This is a genomic window from Bacillus licheniformis DSM 13 = ATCC 14580, from assembly GCF_000011645.1.
Taxonomy (GTDB): Bacteria; Bacillota; Bacilli; order Bacillales; family Bacillaceae; genus Bacillus; species Bacillus licheniformis.
Window position 1 is genome coordinate 1429070 of the sequence record NC_006270.3, and the last position, 16028, is coordinate 1445097.

Genomic DNA, 16028 nt, shown 5'->3' on the forward strand with positions numbered 1-16028 from the left:
TCATACATCCATAATCTGTACAGAAAAATAGAGAACATAGGACAAAGGAGAGTTCAAGAATGCCGGAAATAGTGTCTAAATCACTGGCGCATCTACTTGAAACGAAGAACATGACAAACGGGCAACTCGCCCTTGATCTAAACGTTTCGGAGTCGATGGTCAGCAAAATGAAAAACGGAACAAGAAAAATGCCGTGGGATGTGGCGGAAACGTCACTAAAGAAATTCGATCAACCATTTTTCGCAATGGGAATCATGAACAAATTCAGCGATGGTTGCTCGCCGCCCGTCTTCACTGGTGAATCAGTCGAGCAACATCGACTGGCTTTTGAAGAGATCATGGTCACACAGGCGACAGAAGCCATCCAGACACTTGCAGATGTGAGTTTTGTTAAGAATCCGAAGCTGATCTCTTTGGAAGAAAGGGAGCGCATTAAAGTGGTCATAAAGGAACTTCTGGACGTGGAGGCATGGGCTAAAAACTTAGCGGCCTTATTGGCGAAGGAATACAACATTTCACTCAAAGAGTGCTACAAAAAAGCAACTATCACATGGAAGGCGAAAGGGTGGCTCGAATGAATTTAAACCATTTTTTGAAGTCTGACAGGGAGAAGGCGGAACGACTTTACAAGTCATTGCAATTTCTCGTTTCAGAACTATTGGCGGATGCCGTCAAAGAGGGTGATTTTGATGGGTGTATAGAACTTGCGGGTAGCATAGTCGATCACAGCAGAGACTTAAAGAAAATGCAGCACCCTGAAAAAGTAGTGGAACTACACGAAATCGCGTCAGAGTTCGCCAAAAGAGGGCTGAACGTTGTGCCTGTTAAACCGCCAGCAAGAGGGATTCACTAATGCTCCATTACCTTCACAGGCCGGCAACAGCGTCAGAGGTTAGGGAATGGTGCGCGAGAATCCGAAACTATCCTGAATTGCATCTGTCGTGGGATCAATACGTCAAAAGGAGACATCAAAAATGAATCACAGAAAATATGAATTGGCATCTTCCTTTTTACGAAATGCCAAGAACATGAATTACTCAGAACAGGATATTAAAGGAGCGATTCGACTGCTGTATGAAGAGGTTTCTTCGGAAGAAAAGGTGATGTTAAGTCTATACAAATACCTAATGGCACGGAAAGGAGCGGATGGAAATGAACATTGAACACCCAATTATCACAGAAATCAACCGTTACGGCTATCCAAAGGATTATTTGCGGTATGAAGAAGAGGAAGAAAACGAAGACGACGAGGCATAAAAAAAAGAACCTTTAAAAAAGGTTCAACAAGATCAAATACCAAGTGTTGAATTAATTGGCTGGTGGAAAGGCGTAGATAAACTTTCCAAATACAAATTATATCAGTCTTCTGCCTGAAAAACAATATAGAAGGTGAAAGAATGGCTAAAATCCTTACATCTACCGAAGGAATGGAACGACAAGCATGGTTAGAAGCGCGACGGCGAGGCATTGGTGGGAGCGATGTTTCTGCCATACTCGGACTTAACAAGTGGAAAAGTCCCATTCAATTATACATGGATAAGATCGGCGAAAGTCCTTTAGAGGATAACGAAAGCGAGGCGGCAAGGCTCGGGAATCTATTGGAGGACATCGTAGCCCAGGAATTCAGCCGGAGGAAAGGGCTGAAAGTGAAGAAGCGGAACGCCATTTTACAACATGAGAAATACCCGTATTTTTTGGCGAATGTTGACCGCCTGATTGTCGGCCGGAAGGAAGGTCTTGAGTGCAAGACGGCGACAGTTTACAAGCGTGATGAATGGACGGCAGACAGCGTGCCCGATGCGTATTTTGTTCAATGCCAATGGTACATGAGTGTAACCGGGTTCAAAAAATGGCATTTGGCCGCCCTTATATTAGGGGATGTTGTGAACCCTTGGCGATTCCATGAGATCGAGCGCGACGATGAATTGATACGGATCATGGAAGAAAAGGCGGCTTATTTCTGGAATGAACACGTTTCTAAAAGAGTGCCGCCGCCGTTTGACGGGTCGCAATCATCAAAGGATTTACTGGCGGCCATGTACCCGGAGCATGTCGAGGATTCGGTTGATCTGCCGGGATACTTTGATAGCAAGATTGAAGAATACGAGCGGACGAAAGAGAAGATCAACGAACTGACAGAGAAGAAGCAGGCCATTGAAAACGAGATCAAAGGGATTCTCGGTGAAAGGAAACACGGTTTTGTTGCTGACAAAAAAGTCACTTGGTCGAGGTTCCCGGTTGAACGCTTTGACAAAGAAAAATTCAAGAGAGAACACCCTGACATCTACAGGCAGTATGTGAAAGAGGGTAACGGTTCAAGATTTTCAATCCGGTAATGAAAGGGGAAAACGGTATGACACAAGCAGAGAAATTGAAAAACGACATAGCGAAGCAGGAGCAAAGAAACGAGGTTGCTCAAGATGATAAACCAAAAACAATTCTTGATGCAATGATGAAACATAAAGAATCGTTTGAAATGGCTTTGCCTAAACACTTGGACGCCGACAGGCTGATTCGTTTAGCGGTTACAGAGTTCAGGAAAAACCCAATGCTTAAAGAATGCACGCCTGAGTCTTTGCTTGGAGCCGTTATGCAAGCGGCGCAAGTTGGATTAGAACCGGACGCGCTGGGGTCGGCCTATCTTGTGCCTTATTACAACAAGAACAAGAACGTTAAAGAAGTTCAATTGCAGATCGGATATAAGGGCTTGATCGAATTAGTCAGAAGATCAGGCCAAGTAACAAGCATTGTAGCAAATGAAGTCTATGAAAATGATGAATTTGATTTCGAATACGGGATAAACGAAAAGTTATACCATAAGCCGACGATGGATGCAGACCGCGGGAAACTCAAATGTTTCTATGCTTATGCCCGATTTAAAGACGGCGGCCATGCTTTTACAGTCATGAGCGTTGAACAAATTAATCAGATTCGCGATAAATTCAGCAAGTCGCAAAAGAACGGAAAGCATTTTGGCCCTTGGGCTGATCATTATGAGTCAATGGCAAAAAAGACGGTTATCAAGCAGCTTGTCAAATACATGCCGATAAGCGTCGAAATTCAGAATCAAATAACGAGGGACGAAACGGTGCATTCAAGCTTCAAAGAAGAACCAAAACCGATTTACGCGTTTGAAGAATCGCCAGACATTATCGACGCACCCATAGAAAATTAAGCGAAGGGCGGCGCATCATGATGAACAAAATTGTCTGCAAATGGGCGTTTGAATTGCGCAAAGTCGAAGTTGACAAGTGAAACGGGTTTACGGGTATGAGCACTCTGTGAAAGGAAGTAGGTGAGCGGCGTGGATATGCAAGGTATGGGGTGTGTTGTCCTCCCCCGTCTTCCCTTTAAAGATGAACGTGACGAGATAATTTACGATCATTTGTTTAAAAGGGCGGAATACAGGCAAGGCAAAGAGCTTGATATAGGTCAAACAATTATCAAGATCACACACCTTGCCGAGAGGTTCAACTGGTCTGCTGTTCAAATAAAGTACTCTCTGGATCGAATGGCTAGGCAGGGATATTTAAAGATCGACAGGCTACCTCAAAAACGCGGCTTCATTGTAACCATCGTTAACTATGCAGAGTATACGCGTTTCGAAAATTATAAAAAGAAAAAAGCACCGGTATCAGATCCAACGGAAGGAAAGGAGGAAGACAAGAATATGAAGACAAACCCATTTCAGTTTTTTGAGGACGAAGGGTTCGGCTTATTATCCTCATTTTTGGCGGATATGCTTAAAGGTCTGATAGACGATTACGGTGAGGAAAAGGTGCTTGATGCCATGAAAGAGGCTGTTAAGCGAAATGCCCGCAATATGGCTTATGTCCAGCGCCTCCTACAATCAAATGAACTTAAAAGCAAGGAGTGGGGAAATGACTATCAAGCAAAAAAAGCAAGAAAACAAAGCGATCAGTATAAACACGGCATTTCAAAAGGTGATGCAAAGCCTTCGGGAAAAATCAGCCCACTTTTCGGCCCCGGACGCATCCGGAGAAAAGGCTGAGTACGAATGTGAAACCTGTAAAGATCATGGCATTGTGTTTTATCGGGTTCATAAAGATACGAAATGGAATTATGACGAACGGTTAAAGCAACTTGTGCCAGAGGAAATGGTGCCGGAAGATGATTTTCTTTCTGGAAAGGTTTGTCCGCCGGAAAAGGCAGGGGAATGGAAGGATACCTATTCCAAACAATGCGACTGTGTACGGCGAAAGAGAATAGCCCGACTTATGGCAGCCAGTGGCATTACAGAAGAATTTGAAAAGCTTATATTCGGCAATTTTAAAACGGAGGGGAAACCAAAATTGATAAAGGATGCATATGATTGCGCTGTTGAATACTTCAAGGATTTTGAAAAAATCAGGGGGGATCGTTCAAACAGTATCGCTTTGCTTGGTCAACCCGGCAGCGGCAAAACTCATCTGCTTACAGCCATTATGAATAATCTCATCAAGAAGAAGTCCGTCCACTGTTTGTATTTCCCGTATGTAGAAGGCATGGGGGATCTGAAAAAGGACTTTGATCAATTGGAAACCAAGCTTGATGCGATGCGGAAAGTCGAAGTGCTTTTCATTGATGACTTGTTCAAGCCTGTATATGTAACCACTAGTGAAGGGCGTATCAAGAAACCACGGGCGACCGAATGGCAGATTGAACAAATTCAGTCCATCGTAAATTATCGTTACCTGAATCATCTGCCGTTACTTGTTTCTTCAGAACTTACAACAGATGAGTTGCTGGACATTGATGAAGCTCTCGGCTCCCGAATCCATCAAATGTGCCGGGATTATACGGTAATCATCAAGGGGGACATGATGTTGCTGAATCATAGATTGTCAGATTTAAGTGATTAGCAAACATTTCATTAACAAAAACACCGAAACCTAAAGGCTCCGATGCTTTATGAACTGTGGGTAATTCAATTATAGCACACTGGGGGCGGTTTGAGTGAAACTGAAACCTATTACTATCAATGATGATCTTAGTTTTACTGGAACGATGGAGAAAGGCAAAGTCCGCGTTATTGTGGTGGATGGGAACAACGGGACGGCGCACGCAATGGACGCCCCGGAACACGGAAAATCAATTATTCAAACGGTAAAAGGCACATTTAAACGTGTTGATTTTGAAATAGGTCTAAAAGTCGAGAAAGACGATTGAAGGAGGATTCACAATGTGCAGCTTATGCAATGGCAAAAAGGTTATCAGGCAGGAATCCGGCAGCATGGTCGCATTCCATGCCTGCCCGAATTGCAAGATTGAGAAACAGGATTTAACTGATACCATCCAGCGGCTTGATGCGATCATTCAAAAACGGCAGCAGGAGAAGAGCGCATAATGTTTAGGAGATTCGCGCCGGGTGACTGGGTTGCCTTCAAAAAGAACCCGCAAAAAGTGTGCGGGTACGTGCTTCATTCAGAAGGCAGCAATATTTTGGTTCTGAAAATGAACGGATTCACAGCAACATGGCACGAAGTAACCTTAACGAAACTATCACCAAGAAACGCACCAAAATACACGCAGGCGGACGTCAGAGCACTAATAGACCTCGCCCTAGACGTAAAGGATAGGCAATGGTTTGAAGAGCTTACAAGCGAATTAAAACGCATTCAGGAGGTAGAGGTATGACAATTAATTTAAAAGTGATACAGGAGAAGCCGAAAGGGCTTTCTGTGGATGATATACAGGATGGATTCTTCCTTGTTAAAGGTGACAATGCGTGGGTGATCAGAAGCCACGCTAGAGACTTCTCTTTAATCGATTTAGGAACTTTTGAAATATATGCCAAAAACGGATTTAGAGGATTTCATTAATAGCTGGATTGATATAAAAATTTTAAGCCCGAAACAAGTCAATTTAAATATCGGTTTCCAGTGGAGAGATTAAGGAGGGAGCGGCAAATGAAAAATATCAAAAGACTCATCGTCCGGCTGATCGGGCGGAAAAAGAAGGAACAGAAAAAAGTGTTTGAATGGTGGGATTTGATATGAGAATCATCAAAAAAGAAGTCAATTCACAGTACGGCGGACTATTCAAAAAGGTATTTATTCGAAAAATGGTTAAGGAAAACGACCGCGAATTGATCCAAGAAACAAGCACGACCTACATCGTGGGTATCCCGGTTAGATCGGTGACGGAAACGCGACCGCCGAGTTTGAAAGACGCTTTTAAGCAGGCGTGGGGATCGGCGAAATGAAAGAAGTCAAAGCGCTGCTGTCGATCATACTACAGGCCGGATACAGGGAAAAACAGATCAAACAATGGTTACAAGATGACGGGAGGTAAGGGGAATGGACATTATCAAGATTCGTTACACATTTAGGCATAAAGGTAGCGGCAACATTGAAATGAAAAGGTACAACATCGGGCAATTGGAAGAAAGAGCAGCCGCCAAGCTGTCTCCAGTCTTCTCAGATGAATATGAATTGATCAGCCGGGATTTATACACCGGATTGAAGGATAATACTGACCGCGAGATTTACGAGGGGGACATTATTCATTGCGTGCACTGGTTCTTTGATGGAAACGAAATAGAAGAACACTTTACTGCTTCAGTTGGATTTCGGGATGGATCATTTACTTTGGAGAATATTAATAGCCGTTATTATTCAGATTATACATTTGAAGAAAACGGGAAAGGTATTTGCTGGATTGGGGATATAAATTACTGTGATGAAGATTATGAAATCATCGGCAATATCTATCAAAATCCTGATTTATTATTGGAGGCGACGGAATGAGAGAGCGAAAATATCGGGCATTTGTAAAGCAGTGTAACAAAATGATTTATTCCGAAAATTCTTACCCGAAAGGGAACAGCGATTATAGATTCGTAGCGTCAGAAGATCATAAAAAAGGTTTAGGGGTTGAATATTTCACAAATCGGACGGAGTATGTCAATCAATACGGCGGGGTGGTCCTCTTGCCTGATTGGAGAGTTTTCACAGATGAAGAGGCACCGGTCACAGAATACACCGGATTGAAGGACGAAACCGGCCGGGAGATTTGGGAGGGTGATATCCGGAAAGACTCTCTCGGTAGAATTTTCAAGGTTGTTTTTTACGACGATCTAGCCGCATTTTATGGGGAACATCCCGGTGGGTTAATTCAGTGTCTTGCCGATTGTGGGCCGGATTCGGAATATCTCGGAACAGTCTATGAAAATCCCGGTCTATTGGAGGCGGCGGAATGATCACCCTTAACATACCAGTCGAACCAATGGGAGCCGTCCGGATGACCGGGCGCGGGAAATTCGTGAATAAAAACGCACAGCGGTATTTAGCTTATAAGGATTTCATAAAGCTGCACGCACAGAAGCAGATGAAAGGACAGCAGCTTTATACCGGTCCTACTGTAGTAAAGGTGCTTTTCTCCATGCCGATTCCAAAAAGTTGGTCAAAGAAAAAGCAACAGGAGGCCATTTCAACGGTACACATCAAAAAGCCGGACATCGACAATTTAGTAAAAGGTGTTTTCGACGCTCTGAATAAAACAGCGTGGCATGATGATAACCAAGTTTTCATGGTCATAGGAGCCAAAGTTTACGGAAAAGAACCCGGGATCGAGGTTCAAATAATGGGGCTGGCAGAATGGGAAAATTTAAGCGCCTGATCATCCGTTATAAAAACCAATACGGGCGGACTGTGGGGCATGACACCCTTTGGAAGGGTTTAGATAGCCTCATAGAGTTAAAACGTCGCTACGGCTTTTTAAACGAAGATTTGGAGCATGTCGAGATTGACGGCGAGGAATGCGATTTAAAAAAGGTAAGGGCTGCGCTTGAGAAGCGCGGGTAAAAAATTTCGGCTGAGAATGTCGATTCCTGTCGAAAATAGACGAAAGGTGGAAGGGAAATGGCTGTTAAACTACACCGCCATATCTGGTGGGATAAGCATGGAATTGTTGAATTTTCGAGCACGGTCGGCAAGGAACGAGTAATAACTACCAACGGAAAATTAGAAATCGAAATACTTTTAACCAGAGATTCCAACAGATCGAGAGTGGTGCGGCGCATTATGGATGCGGTGGAAGAAATCATAGAAAAGGAGAATGCAAAAGATGCTGAATAGAACGGTACTTGTCGGAAGATTAACAAGAGATCCTGACCTAAGATATGTCGGGGATGGTAAACCGGTAGTCAGCTTTACCATTGCAGTCAATCGGACATTTAAAAACCAGAACGGAGAAACGGAAGCGGACTTTATCAACTGTGTCGCATGGTTGCAGCACGCTCAGGAAGAGGTTATTGATTTAGCGGTATACCTTGAGGCGGCTATACAAAAATTCGATGAATTAGAGAAGAAATTTGATGAATTAGAGAGGGAGAAGGCATGATCATAGCATTCAAAATCATACTACTGCTCATAATTATCTTATCGTTTTTGGGAGCGGTCGGAGAGAGGGAAAACAAAAATCTACGGGATAACATGACAGCTATCTGCATAACATCAATAATCGGTTCTCTCGTCGCTTTCATCATGATTTAAGGGGGAAAGTAGGGTGAAGGGTTTAAACGTGATCAAGGGCTTTTTAATCGCTCTTGGCGGGGTATTTATGATCGGGTATCAGTGGGTATACCGGCCGACACTCGGAGAGTCCGCCGTAATAATTTTGTTCACTTCGGGATTGGTGTTTGCGATGTTGGTTAGAGACTGGTTTTATGGCTTGATTTTGGTTCTGATCAGCGCTTTCGCCGTCGTCCTGTATGGATATATGTATCTCGAAAACTTCAAACAACTGCTTGTAATGCTATTAGTCTCTTTGCCAATGGTATCAGCAATATTCTTGCACGTGGCGGAGCATGATGCAGAGAAATAAACATCGGCGCGAGCCGGGAAGGGGAATAACTCATGAAAAAACTATTCAAAACCATTGTTACACTGTCACTCTTGATTTCTGGAACGCTTTTATTCTCACAATCTGCGGCGGCTGTTTGGTCGCCGTGGCAAAAGGAAGCATTCGGCCATACAGCGAGGATTTTCACCGACGACACGAATTACTATTCAGGAGCAAAAACAGTTGACTGGCGGGCGGAAAAGAAGGGTTCTGGAACGCTTTACTACACGGCTGGCGTCTATAAAAAACGTTCGGGCGGCGGCTTAACTGATACAAACCTTGTGCAGCGGGGATACTTTAAGCACTCAACACCGTTAAAGTCTTTCAGTGTCAACGAGATTCGCAAGCGCACCGGGAAAGGATCATATGTCATTCAGATCGATTGCTACACAGACGCGAAGAAAAACAACTATGTCGGGACGTTTGAATCCAAGACGTTTTATATCAAGTAAGGGGGCTGCAGCCCTCTTGAAAGGGAAAATGTAAAATGCAATTTATCGAATTGACGTTAATCGGCCAAGCCGGGAAGGAGAAACGCGGGCAGATGAATAAAGAACAGTTTACATTTGAAATGGAATTGAAGGGCGGACTTAATGGCGAGAAATCGGACGAGAAAAAACGTTTGGAAAAAATAAAAGAGTCTTACTCAAATTGCGTCGATATGGCTTTGTCTGAAGGTGAAACGTTGCCCTATTACGATATAGAAGTAGCTGATATGAATTTTCTTATCGAACAGGCTGAAAAGGGGCTGACCGTGACGAGGAGCGCCGGGAATTTACGCGCTTTACATGAATGTGTAACAGCCATGCAAAAAATCAAATTCATATGCCGAAGGGCGAAAAAAACCTACATCGAGGAAAAGGACATCGATGACATTTTGAAAATACTTGAAGGGAAAGTATGAGAGGCCGTAGCCGGGAAGGAGAATGAAGGACAAAAAACCGCCATGCGGCGGCCGTCAGGAAACATTTAAACTTGATTTTATGGTATCATAGAAGTATAACGAAAACAGAAAACAAAATAAACGTCCAAGACGGAAAGCCTGCGGACACTGAACTTACAGCATTTACGCTGTTTGTTTGGTGTCCGTTTTTTATTTTTGCAACTTTTCAGTCACACCCCGCGATCACTAGGGTGTCAAAAGGAGGCTGAAAACATGAAAAAGACCAAAAAGAACACGCGGAAAAAGCAGGAAAAGCTCACTGAACGGGATTTAAGGAACCTGATGGATACAAACAGGCCTATCTATAAAAGAGCCAAAGGCGGGGCATTCAGACAACGATAAGGGGGCGTATGAATGAACAAGCAAGAAACAATCTGGTGTATTAATTTAACGATTTCCTTGGTGGCATTTTGGTTTTTGGTATTTGTATTAAAGATTAACATTAGAACCATTCATGAAGTGGTGTGGATCTATTTCCTTATTACATTTGTACCGATCATATCAAAAGCGATTTACCGAAAGCTCTTTAGCCAAAATAGAAAGGGCGGGAATTGATCATGTATAAAAAAGAGATTGAAAAACTGATCAGTAGTTATCACTGGATGGCAAAAGAGGTTCAGAGATTGCAAAGGGTGCTTTACGGTTCTGACATCCCTATGCGAAGCTGGGGTGTCGCTCAATATGGGTTAGAAGCTGCCATGCCAAAGGGAAGCCCCGGCAAGAGTCAGGCCGAGCTGAGGGATATGGACATAAGAGAGGAACGTCTATACAAGCGTCTAGAATACTTCGAAGAACGTGTATACGCGATTGAGGCGGCAGCAAGAACGATCGAAGGGGAACAGCATAAAGTGATTTATGATTGCATGATGGAAGGGATGAGCTATCGAGCCATTGGCCTTCATCTTGGCATATCGCGGGAAACCGTCAGGCGGATGAAAGACGAGATCATCAACCAGTTGTGCCAAAATTGCCGAATTGTGCAGTTGTTGAATCCGAAAAAATCCGTCGTGTAAAATGGAAGGCAGGACGGGGAGGTAGGTTCCCCGGTTTACCACTTCACAAAATTAAGAGAGAAAGAGCGGCACTGCGAATGCGCGGGGTCGCTTTTTATGTTTGTTGTGATATGCGTCCGGTGAGACTTGGGAGAACAATCGGATACCGCCAAGCACGGGCGCGGCTCAGAGCAAATAAAGGAGAACAAAGTCATGAAACTGCTACGAATAAAAATAAGCGCTTGGTTGGCTGTGCACCTTTGGGGCATTAGTCCTTCAAGATACTTTGTCGATGACGAATTCAGAGAAGCAGTTGATCACTTTCAGAAAAGGGGGTTTTGAACATGGGGAAGGTTACAGGGGTGTATCCGGGGCCTAACAACGGGCTGATCAGATGGATCGAGGAAAACTTTGGAGAGATCGACGGATACGCGGCAACGTTCAAGATGAAAGACGGTACAACGATGACGATTTACGACGCATTAACGCCAGTCGAAGCCGTCGGGATGGCCGAGATCGGTAAAAACGTGATTCAGGAAGCAATTAACGAGGATGAATTTGTCTCGAGACCATAAAGGCGGTAATGATTATGATTCTACGACAATACTTACAGGACAAACGAGAAGAAGAACGCGAGAAGGCGAGAGAATCGGCCCGCAAAACTCACAAGTGTCATGGGTGCGTGTGGGGGACATGGGCCGGAAATAAATACGTCTGTCCGTTTGGGCGGTGCGTGAAACCGAAACCATCGCACGACGAAAATTAGTTTCGAAACAACACAATCCAGAAGGGGGCGGCGGGTGAATGTAGATGGCTGAAAAACACATCCAAGCACAAAAAGATTACGTCAAAGGAATGAAATACAAAGACCTTGCCGAAAAATACGGGGTGTCAGTGAACACCATCAAATCGTGGAAACAGCGGCACGGTTGGAAAAGAAAAAAAGGTGCACCCATTGAAAAAGGTGTGCACACAAAAAAACCGGGTGCGCCAAAGGGAAATATAAACGCACTCGGGAACAACGGCGGGGCACCAAAGGGAAACCAAAACGCGAAGATTCACGGATTTTATTCTAAGTTTCTCCCGGAGGAAACGCTTGAAATCATGGAAGAGATTCAGGAACGTTCGCCTGCTGATATGATATGGGATCAAATTCAAATACAATACGCGGCCATTATACGGGCGCAACGCATCATGTTTGTGCAGGATAAGGACGATATGGCAAAAGAGCTGAAGAAAACGAAAGAATCGGATTTATCTTCCGAAGAGGAGTTTGAAATACAATTCGCATGGGATCGTCACGCAACCTTCCTGAACGCTCAATCACGGGCTATGGGCGAGCTTAGGAGCTTGATAAAGCAATTTGACGCACTGGCCCATGAAGAGGACGAGAGACGGCTTAAACTTGATCAAATGCGCTTGAACATCGATAAGACGAAAGCCGAAATCGAGCGACTGAACGACGATGAAAACGACTCAACATTTGAAATTATCATCAAGGATAAAGGTGAAAGATGATGGAAAAAGAAGTGAATCCCCGTTTTAGGGACTTTCTTTTTGATTGGTCGCAGAAGTTTTATTTTCTCGTTGGCGGTTACGGATCATCCAAGAGCTATCATGTTGCTCTCAAGCTGATTTTGAAGATGCTACAGGAAAAGCGGACAGCCTTAGTCGTCCGTGAGGTCTACGACACCCACAGGGATTCGACCTTTTCCCTGCTCGAAGAAATCATTACCGACTTAGGGCTTGACCATAAAATCCGGTGTGTCAGCTCACCAATGCAAATACGATTCCCAAACGGCAGCAAGATCATTTTTAAAGGGATGGACAAGCCGGCAAAACTAAAATCGATCAATAATGTATCAATTGTATGGGTTGAAGAGTGTTCAGAAGTGAAATATGACGGATTTAAGGAGCTGCTGGGGCGCTTGCGACATCCGACTTTAAAATTACACATGATTCTGTCCACGAACCCTGTCAGCAAAGGGAACTGGTCGTATAAGCACTTTTTTAAGGATGAAGCCAATCAGTTTTTTGTCCTTGACGACGACGAGCTTTACAAAAAGAAAACGATCATAAAAAACAACACCTATTATCATCACTCAACGGCTGATGATAATTTATTTTTGCCTGAAAGCTACATCGAGCAGCTGGAAGACCTAAAAAGCCACGATCCAGACCTTTACCGCATTGCCCGGAAAGGTCGTTTTGGCGTTAACGGAAAGCTTGTCCTGCCGCAGTTCGAAGTGATGGAGCACGAAAAGGTTATGAATGCGATCAGAGCAATCGACAGGCCGATCTTAAAAAACGGTATGGACTTTGGTTTCGTTGATTCATATAACGCCTTGGTTCGCATGGCGATCGACCACAATCAAAAGATTCTATATATCTACTGGCAGTATTACAAAAACGATACGACAGACGACAAAACAGCGGAAGACCTGAAAGACCTTAAACGCGTTCTGATCAAAGCTGATAGCGCGGAGCCTAAGACAATTCGATTCTTCCGGCAACAGGGGTTCCGTATGAAGGCCGCAAAGAAATTCCAAGGCTCACGACTGCAATACACCAAGAAGGTGAAGCGGTTCAAAAAGATTATCTGCTCCGATCAATGCCCTGACGTTATTAGGGAGCTGAAAGATTTGACTTTCGCAGTGGATAAAGACGGAAACGTCATTGAAGACGAATTCAACATCGATCCACATACTTTCTCGGCCATCTGGTACGGCTTAGATGATTATGAGGTATCAAGTCTCAAGGGGCACGGGGTAACAAGGAGGTTTAGAGATTGATAAAATTCTTAGATCAAATTAGAACAAAGGGCATATCGGGGGAATTGATTTCTCAGATTATCGAAGAGCATAAAGATGACCATGACCGCATGAAGAAATTGTACGACCGATACAAGGCGGAACCTGCCGGCGTGCCAATTCTTCAACGTAAAGCCGTGGATTATGAAGACTTTGAGACAGGTCGCATCAAGCGGATTGATCATAAGGTAAACAACAAGCTGAATAACTCTTTCGACTCGGAAATTGTAGATACCAAAGTCGGCTATCTTTTCGGCCATCCAATCGCTTATGAGGTGGATGACAAATCAAAGTCCGGGAATGTTTCAGCGATCAAACAGTTGATTGAGGATTTCACTTTGAGAAATCACGTTCCTGACGAGGACAGCGAATGGGGGAAGATGGCTGCAATTTGCGGTTATGGCGCCCGCCTTGCTTACGTGGATAAGGAAGGGAAAGAGCGCATTAAAAACATCGACCCTTGGGAAGTCGTTTTCATAACCGATGGCAATATTCACGAACCGGAATACGCATTGCGCTATTACGAGACTTGCGACGGACAGCTAAAAGCCGAATTTTACGATTCTACCGATATTCACTATTACAGCACGAAGGACAGCGCAGTGTTTGAAGAAGACCGCATACAACCGCACATGTTCAAAGGCTGCCCTCTATTCGGATTAGCCAACAATAAAGAGTTAAAAGGCGATGCTGAAAAGGTATTGTCTCTTATTGATGCCTATGACCGGACAATCTCGGACGCCAGCAACGAGATCGAGCAGTACCGGCTTGCGTATCTTGTCTTGAAAGGACTAGGGGCAGATGATGAAACCTTAGAAAAGTTGAAAGAAACCGGGGTTCTACAGCTGCTAGAAGAGAATGACGAGGTCAGTTATCTCACGAAGGACATTAACGACGCCATTATCGAGAACCATTTAAACAGGCTGGAAAAAGATATTCTCCGTTTCGCTAAATCTGTGAATTTTACAGACGAATCATTCGCCGGCAATGTTTCAGGCGTGGCTATGAAATTTAAACTGATGGCACTTGAGAATAAAAGTATCACGATGGAACGAAAAATGACAGCAGCCCTCCGATATCAATTTAAAATCCTTTTTTCTGCATGGGGGACAAAAGGGAAAGCGAGCGAAGACGACTATTTAAAGGTTTGGTTCGGCTTCACGCGTAATCTTCCGGTAAACCTTCTTGAAGAATCTCAAATCGCCGGGGGTCTTAAAGGTCTGGTCAGTGAAGAAACGCGGCTTTCATTGCTGTCATTTGTGGATGATGTTCAGTATGAGATTGACAAGATGAAAGAAGAACAGGACGAATATACGCGGCATTTAAGCCCGTTAGATGACAGCGAAGATAAGGCGCCGCAGGACGGTGAGCCAGACGATGAAGAATCAGAATGAAATAGATAAATACCTTGACGAAATGATCGAAAAGGCTGAAAGAAAGATCGATCAACTGTTTGCCAGACGTATGAAAGAGATCAAAAACCAAATCGCCGCAATGTATGACAAGTACAGCAAAGACGGCGAGCTTTCATACACCGAATTGAATAAGTACAACCGTTTCAGAAAAGAAATGGAGCGCATGGCGGCCGAGATTCACAAGGATTATCGAGAGCTTTTGAAAATGATCAATGACTTAATGGAAAAACAATACGTTGAGAATTACCTGAGATCAGCCTATCTTTACGAGTTTGAAGCACAAGTAAAGATGGGCTTTACTATTCCTACGGTCGCAGTTATTGCCGCGGCGTTGGCGAACCCAATCGAAAAGTTACAACTGCCGAATGTTCTTGAAGCGGCTCGTGATGAAATCATAAACAATATCAGTATTGAAGTTGCTCAAAGCCTTCTGGCTGGTGAAAGCTACACCAAAATGGCAAAGCGTATTGAAAATCGCGTCAATTTTAGCCGTGCAAAAGCCCGCAGAGTGGCTCGGACGGAAGCTCATAGGGTTCAAATAGCAGGGAGGCTTAAAAGCGCTGAGAAGGCCGCAGAAAAGGCTGATATGAAAAAATTGTGGGACAGTACGCTGGATACAAGAACAAGAATTGCGCACCGGAAGCTCGACGGGAAGGTCGTGCCCTTCAACGGCGTGTTTAAATCGATATACGGAGGCGTCGGGAAGGCTCCCGGACACATGCACAACCCGAAAGACGACATAAATTGCCGTTGTTCGATCATTTTCCTTGTGAACGGCCAGAAACCAGAGAGAAGGATATCCAGAATCAACGGCAAAAACGTCGTCATTCCATACATGACCTATGAAGAGTGGAAAAAACAACTTGAAAAGGCGGGGTGAACATGGAATATTTACAATTTTTCGTTCCCTTTATTTCGTTTTTTATTTTTATCTATTGTCTGGGTTTTTTCAAGGGAATAGAACACGCTGAAAAAAAGGAAGAAGAAAGAGAGCAATTCCGACAATTTTTAAAGGGGGATTAAT

29 protein-coding genes and 1 pseudogene are annotated in these 16028 nt (G+C 44.0%); all 30 read left to right on the forward strand.

Going from position 1 to position 16028, the window contains the following annotated elements; translation table 11 throughout:
* Positions 1 to 59 precede the first annotated feature (59 nt).
* The 30 genes and pseudogenes from TRNA_RS28660 (at position 60) to TRNA_RS43705 (ending at position 16027) form a co-directional block, all read left to right on the forward strand.
* Positions 60 to 578 carry a helix-turn-helix domain-containing protein gene (locus TRNA_RS28660; RefSeq protein ID WP_009328672.1) on the forward strand — a complete coding sequence of 173 codons (519 nt, stop codon included), beginning with the start codon at positions 60 to 62 and terminating at the stop codon, positions 576 to 578.
* On the forward strand, positions 575 to 853 hold the full coding sequence (locus TRNA_RS28665; RefSeq protein WP_011197845.1) for a YqaH family protein: 279 nt from the start codon (positions 575 to 577) through the stop codon (positions 851 to 853). The genes TRNA_RS28660 and TRNA_RS28665 overlap by 4 nt, the downstream gene beginning before the upstream one ends.
* 121 nt (positions 854 to 974) lie before the next feature.
* Positions 975 to 1163 carry a hypothetical protein gene (locus TRNA_RS28670; RefSeq protein ID WP_011197846.1) on the forward strand — a complete coding sequence of 63 codons (189 nt, stop codon included), beginning with the start codon at positions 975 to 977 and terminating at the stop codon, positions 1161 to 1163.
* 234 nt (positions 1164 to 1397) lie between these two features.
* Complete coding sequence (locus TRNA_RS28675; RefSeq protein WP_011197848.1) at positions 1398 to 2336, forward strand: YqaJ viral recombinase family protein; 939 nt, start codon at positions 1398 to 1400, stop codon at positions 2334 to 2336.
* Positions 2337 to 2353: 17 nt separating this feature from the next.
* Entirely contained in the window at positions 2354 to 3175 is an 822-nt protein-coding gene (recT, locus tag TRNA_RS28680) for a recombination protein RecT (RefSeq protein WP_011197849.1), read from the forward strand.
* Between the two features lie 129 nt (positions 3176 to 3304).
* A complete protein-coding gene (locus TRNA_RS44090; RefSeq protein WP_011197850.1) occupies positions 3305 to 4012 on the forward strand; it encodes a DnaD domain-containing protein in 708 nt (235 codons plus the stop codon).
* A complete protein-coding gene (locus TRNA_RS28690) occupies positions 3948 to 4862 on the forward strand; it encodes an ATP-binding protein (protein ID WP_044051824.1) in 915 nt (304 codons plus the stop codon). The genes TRNA_RS44090 and TRNA_RS28690 overlap by 65 nt, the downstream gene beginning before the upstream one ends.
* Positions 4863 to 4956: 94 nt before the next feature.
* Positions 4957 to 5169, forward strand: a complete 213-nt coding sequence (locus TRNA_RS28695) for an XtrA/YqaO family protein (protein WP_011197852.1) — start codon at positions 4957 to 4959, stop codon at positions 5167 to 5169.
* Between the two features lie 13 nt (positions 5170 to 5182).
* Positions 5183 to 5347 carry a hypothetical protein gene (locus tag TRNA_RS43850; protein ID WP_011197853.1) on the forward strand — a complete coding sequence of 55 codons (165 nt, stop codon included), beginning with the start codon at positions 5183 to 5185 and terminating at the stop codon, positions 5345 to 5347.
* Complete coding sequence (locus TRNA_RS28700) at positions 5347 to 5637, forward strand: IDEAL domain-containing protein (RefSeq protein WP_011197854.1); 291 nt, start codon at positions 5347 to 5349, stop codon at positions 5635 to 5637. The genes TRNA_RS43850 and TRNA_RS28700 overlap by 1 nt, the downstream gene beginning before the upstream one ends.
* Positions 5634 to 5822, forward strand: a complete 189-nt coding sequence (locus tag TRNA_RS28705; protein ID WP_011201628.1) for a hypothetical protein — start codon at positions 5634 to 5636, stop codon at positions 5820 to 5822. Before TRNA_RS28700 ends, TRNA_RS28705 begins: the two co-directional genes overlap by 4 nt.
* Before the next feature lie 173 nt (positions 5823 to 5995).
* Positions 5996 to 6205, forward strand: a complete 210-nt coding sequence (locus tag TRNA_RS28710; RefSeq protein WP_011197856.1) for a hypothetical protein — start codon at positions 5996 to 5998, stop codon at positions 6203 to 6205.
* Between the two features lie 94 nt (positions 6206 to 6299).
* Complete coding sequence (locus tag TRNA_RS28715) at positions 6300 to 6749, forward strand: YopX family protein (protein ID WP_011197857.1); 450 nt, start codon at positions 6300 to 6302, stop codon at positions 6747 to 6749.
* Positions 6746 to 7201: a YopX family protein gene (locus tag TRNA_RS28720; RefSeq protein WP_009328660.1), complete on the forward strand. Its 456-nt coding sequence runs from the start codon at positions 6746 to 6748 to the stop codon at positions 7199 to 7201. The genes TRNA_RS28715 and TRNA_RS28720 overlap by 4 nt, the downstream gene beginning before the upstream one ends.
* A gap of 41 nt (positions 7202 to 7242) precedes the next feature.
* Positions 7243 to 7620 (forward strand): RusA family crossover junction endodeoxyribonuclease, encoded by a 378-nt coding sequence (locus TRNA_RS28725; protein WP_234465641.1) that lies wholly within the window; start codon positions 7243 to 7245, stop codon positions 7618 to 7620.
* Positions 7599 to 7805 (forward strand): hypothetical protein, encoded by a 207-nt coding sequence (locus TRNA_RS28730; RefSeq protein ID WP_009328658.1) that lies wholly within the window; start codon positions 7599 to 7601, stop codon positions 7803 to 7805. Before TRNA_RS28725 ends, TRNA_RS28730 begins: the two co-directional genes overlap by 22 nt.
* 57 nt (positions 7806 to 7862) lie before the next feature.
* Positions 7863 to 8078: a hypothetical protein gene (locus tag TRNA_RS28735; protein ID WP_009328657.1), complete on the forward strand. Its 216-nt coding sequence runs from the start codon at positions 7863 to 7865 to the stop codon at positions 8076 to 8078.
* Positions 8068 to 8244: pseudogene (ssb, locus tag TRNA_RS28740) on the forward strand (single-stranded DNA-binding protein); the annotation flags it as partial. The gene TRNA_RS28735 and the pseudogene ssb, both read left to right, overlap by 11 nt.
* A 264-nt stretch (positions 8245 to 8508) precedes the next feature.
* On the forward strand, positions 8509 to 8826 hold the full coding sequence (locus TRNA_RS28745) for a hypothetical protein (RefSeq protein WP_011197859.1): 318 nt from the start codon (positions 8509 to 8511) through the stop codon (positions 8824 to 8826).
* Between the two features lie 32 nt (positions 8827 to 8858).
* Positions 8859 to 9296 (forward strand): hypothetical protein, encoded by a 438-nt coding sequence (locus tag TRNA_RS28750; protein ID WP_011197860.1) that lies wholly within the window; start codon positions 8859 to 8861, stop codon positions 9294 to 9296.
* Positions 9297 to 9331: 35 nt separating this feature from the next.
* A complete protein-coding gene (locus TRNA_RS28755) occupies positions 9332 to 9748 on the forward strand; it encodes a hypothetical protein (protein WP_011197861.1) in 417 nt (138 codons plus the stop codon).
* Positions 9749 to 10000: 252 nt separating this feature from the next.
* Positions 10001 to 10129 (forward strand): hypothetical protein, encoded by a 129-nt coding sequence (locus TRNA_RS44250; protein ID WP_011197862.1) that lies wholly within the window; start codon positions 10001 to 10003, stop codon positions 10127 to 10129.
* Between the two features lie 12 nt (positions 10130 to 10141).
* Positions 10142 to 10342, forward strand: a complete 201-nt coding sequence (locus TRNA_RS28760) for a hypothetical protein (protein ID WP_021837350.1) — start codon at positions 10142 to 10144, stop codon at positions 10340 to 10342.
* Positions 10343 to 10344: 2 nt separating this feature from the next.
* On the forward strand, positions 10345 to 10800 hold the full coding sequence (locus TRNA_RS28765; RefSeq protein WP_011197863.1) for a sigma factor-like helix-turn-helix DNA-binding protein: 456 nt from the start codon (positions 10345 to 10347) through the stop codon (positions 10798 to 10800).
* A gap of 323 nt (positions 10801 to 11123) precedes the next feature.
* Positions 11124 to 11354: a hypothetical protein gene (locus TRNA_RS28770; protein WP_011197865.1), complete on the forward strand. Its 231-nt coding sequence runs from the start codon at positions 11124 to 11126 to the stop codon at positions 11352 to 11354.
* A gap of 235 nt (positions 11355 to 11589) precedes the next feature.
* Positions 11590 to 12297 carry a phage terminase small subunit gene (gene terS, locus TRNA_RS28775; protein ID WP_011197866.1) on the forward strand — a complete coding sequence of 236 codons (708 nt, stop codon included), beginning with the start codon at positions 11590 to 11592 and terminating at the stop codon, positions 12295 to 12297.
* Entirely contained in the window at positions 12294 to 13571 is a 1278-nt protein-coding gene (locus TRNA_RS28780; RefSeq protein WP_011201630.1) for a PBSX family phage terminase large subunit, read from the forward strand. Before terS ends, TRNA_RS28780 begins: the two co-directional genes overlap by 4 nt.
* Entirely contained in the window at positions 13568 to 14983 is a 1416-nt protein-coding gene (locus TRNA_RS28785) for a phage portal protein (protein ID WP_011197868.1), read from the forward strand. The genes TRNA_RS28780 and TRNA_RS28785 overlap by 4 nt, the downstream gene beginning before the upstream one ends.
* Positions 14967 to 15884 carry a phage head morphogenesis protein gene (locus TRNA_RS28790; protein WP_009328644.1) on the forward strand — a complete coding sequence of 306 codons (918 nt, stop codon included), beginning with the start codon at positions 14967 to 14969 and terminating at the stop codon, positions 15882 to 15884. Before TRNA_RS28785 ends, TRNA_RS28790 begins: the two co-directional genes overlap by 17 nt.
* Before the next feature lie 2 nt (positions 15885 to 15886).
* Entirely contained in the window at positions 15887 to 16027 is a 141-nt protein-coding gene (locus tag TRNA_RS43705; protein ID WP_021837366.1) for a hypothetical protein, read from the forward strand.
* Position 16028 lies beyond the last annotated feature (1 nt).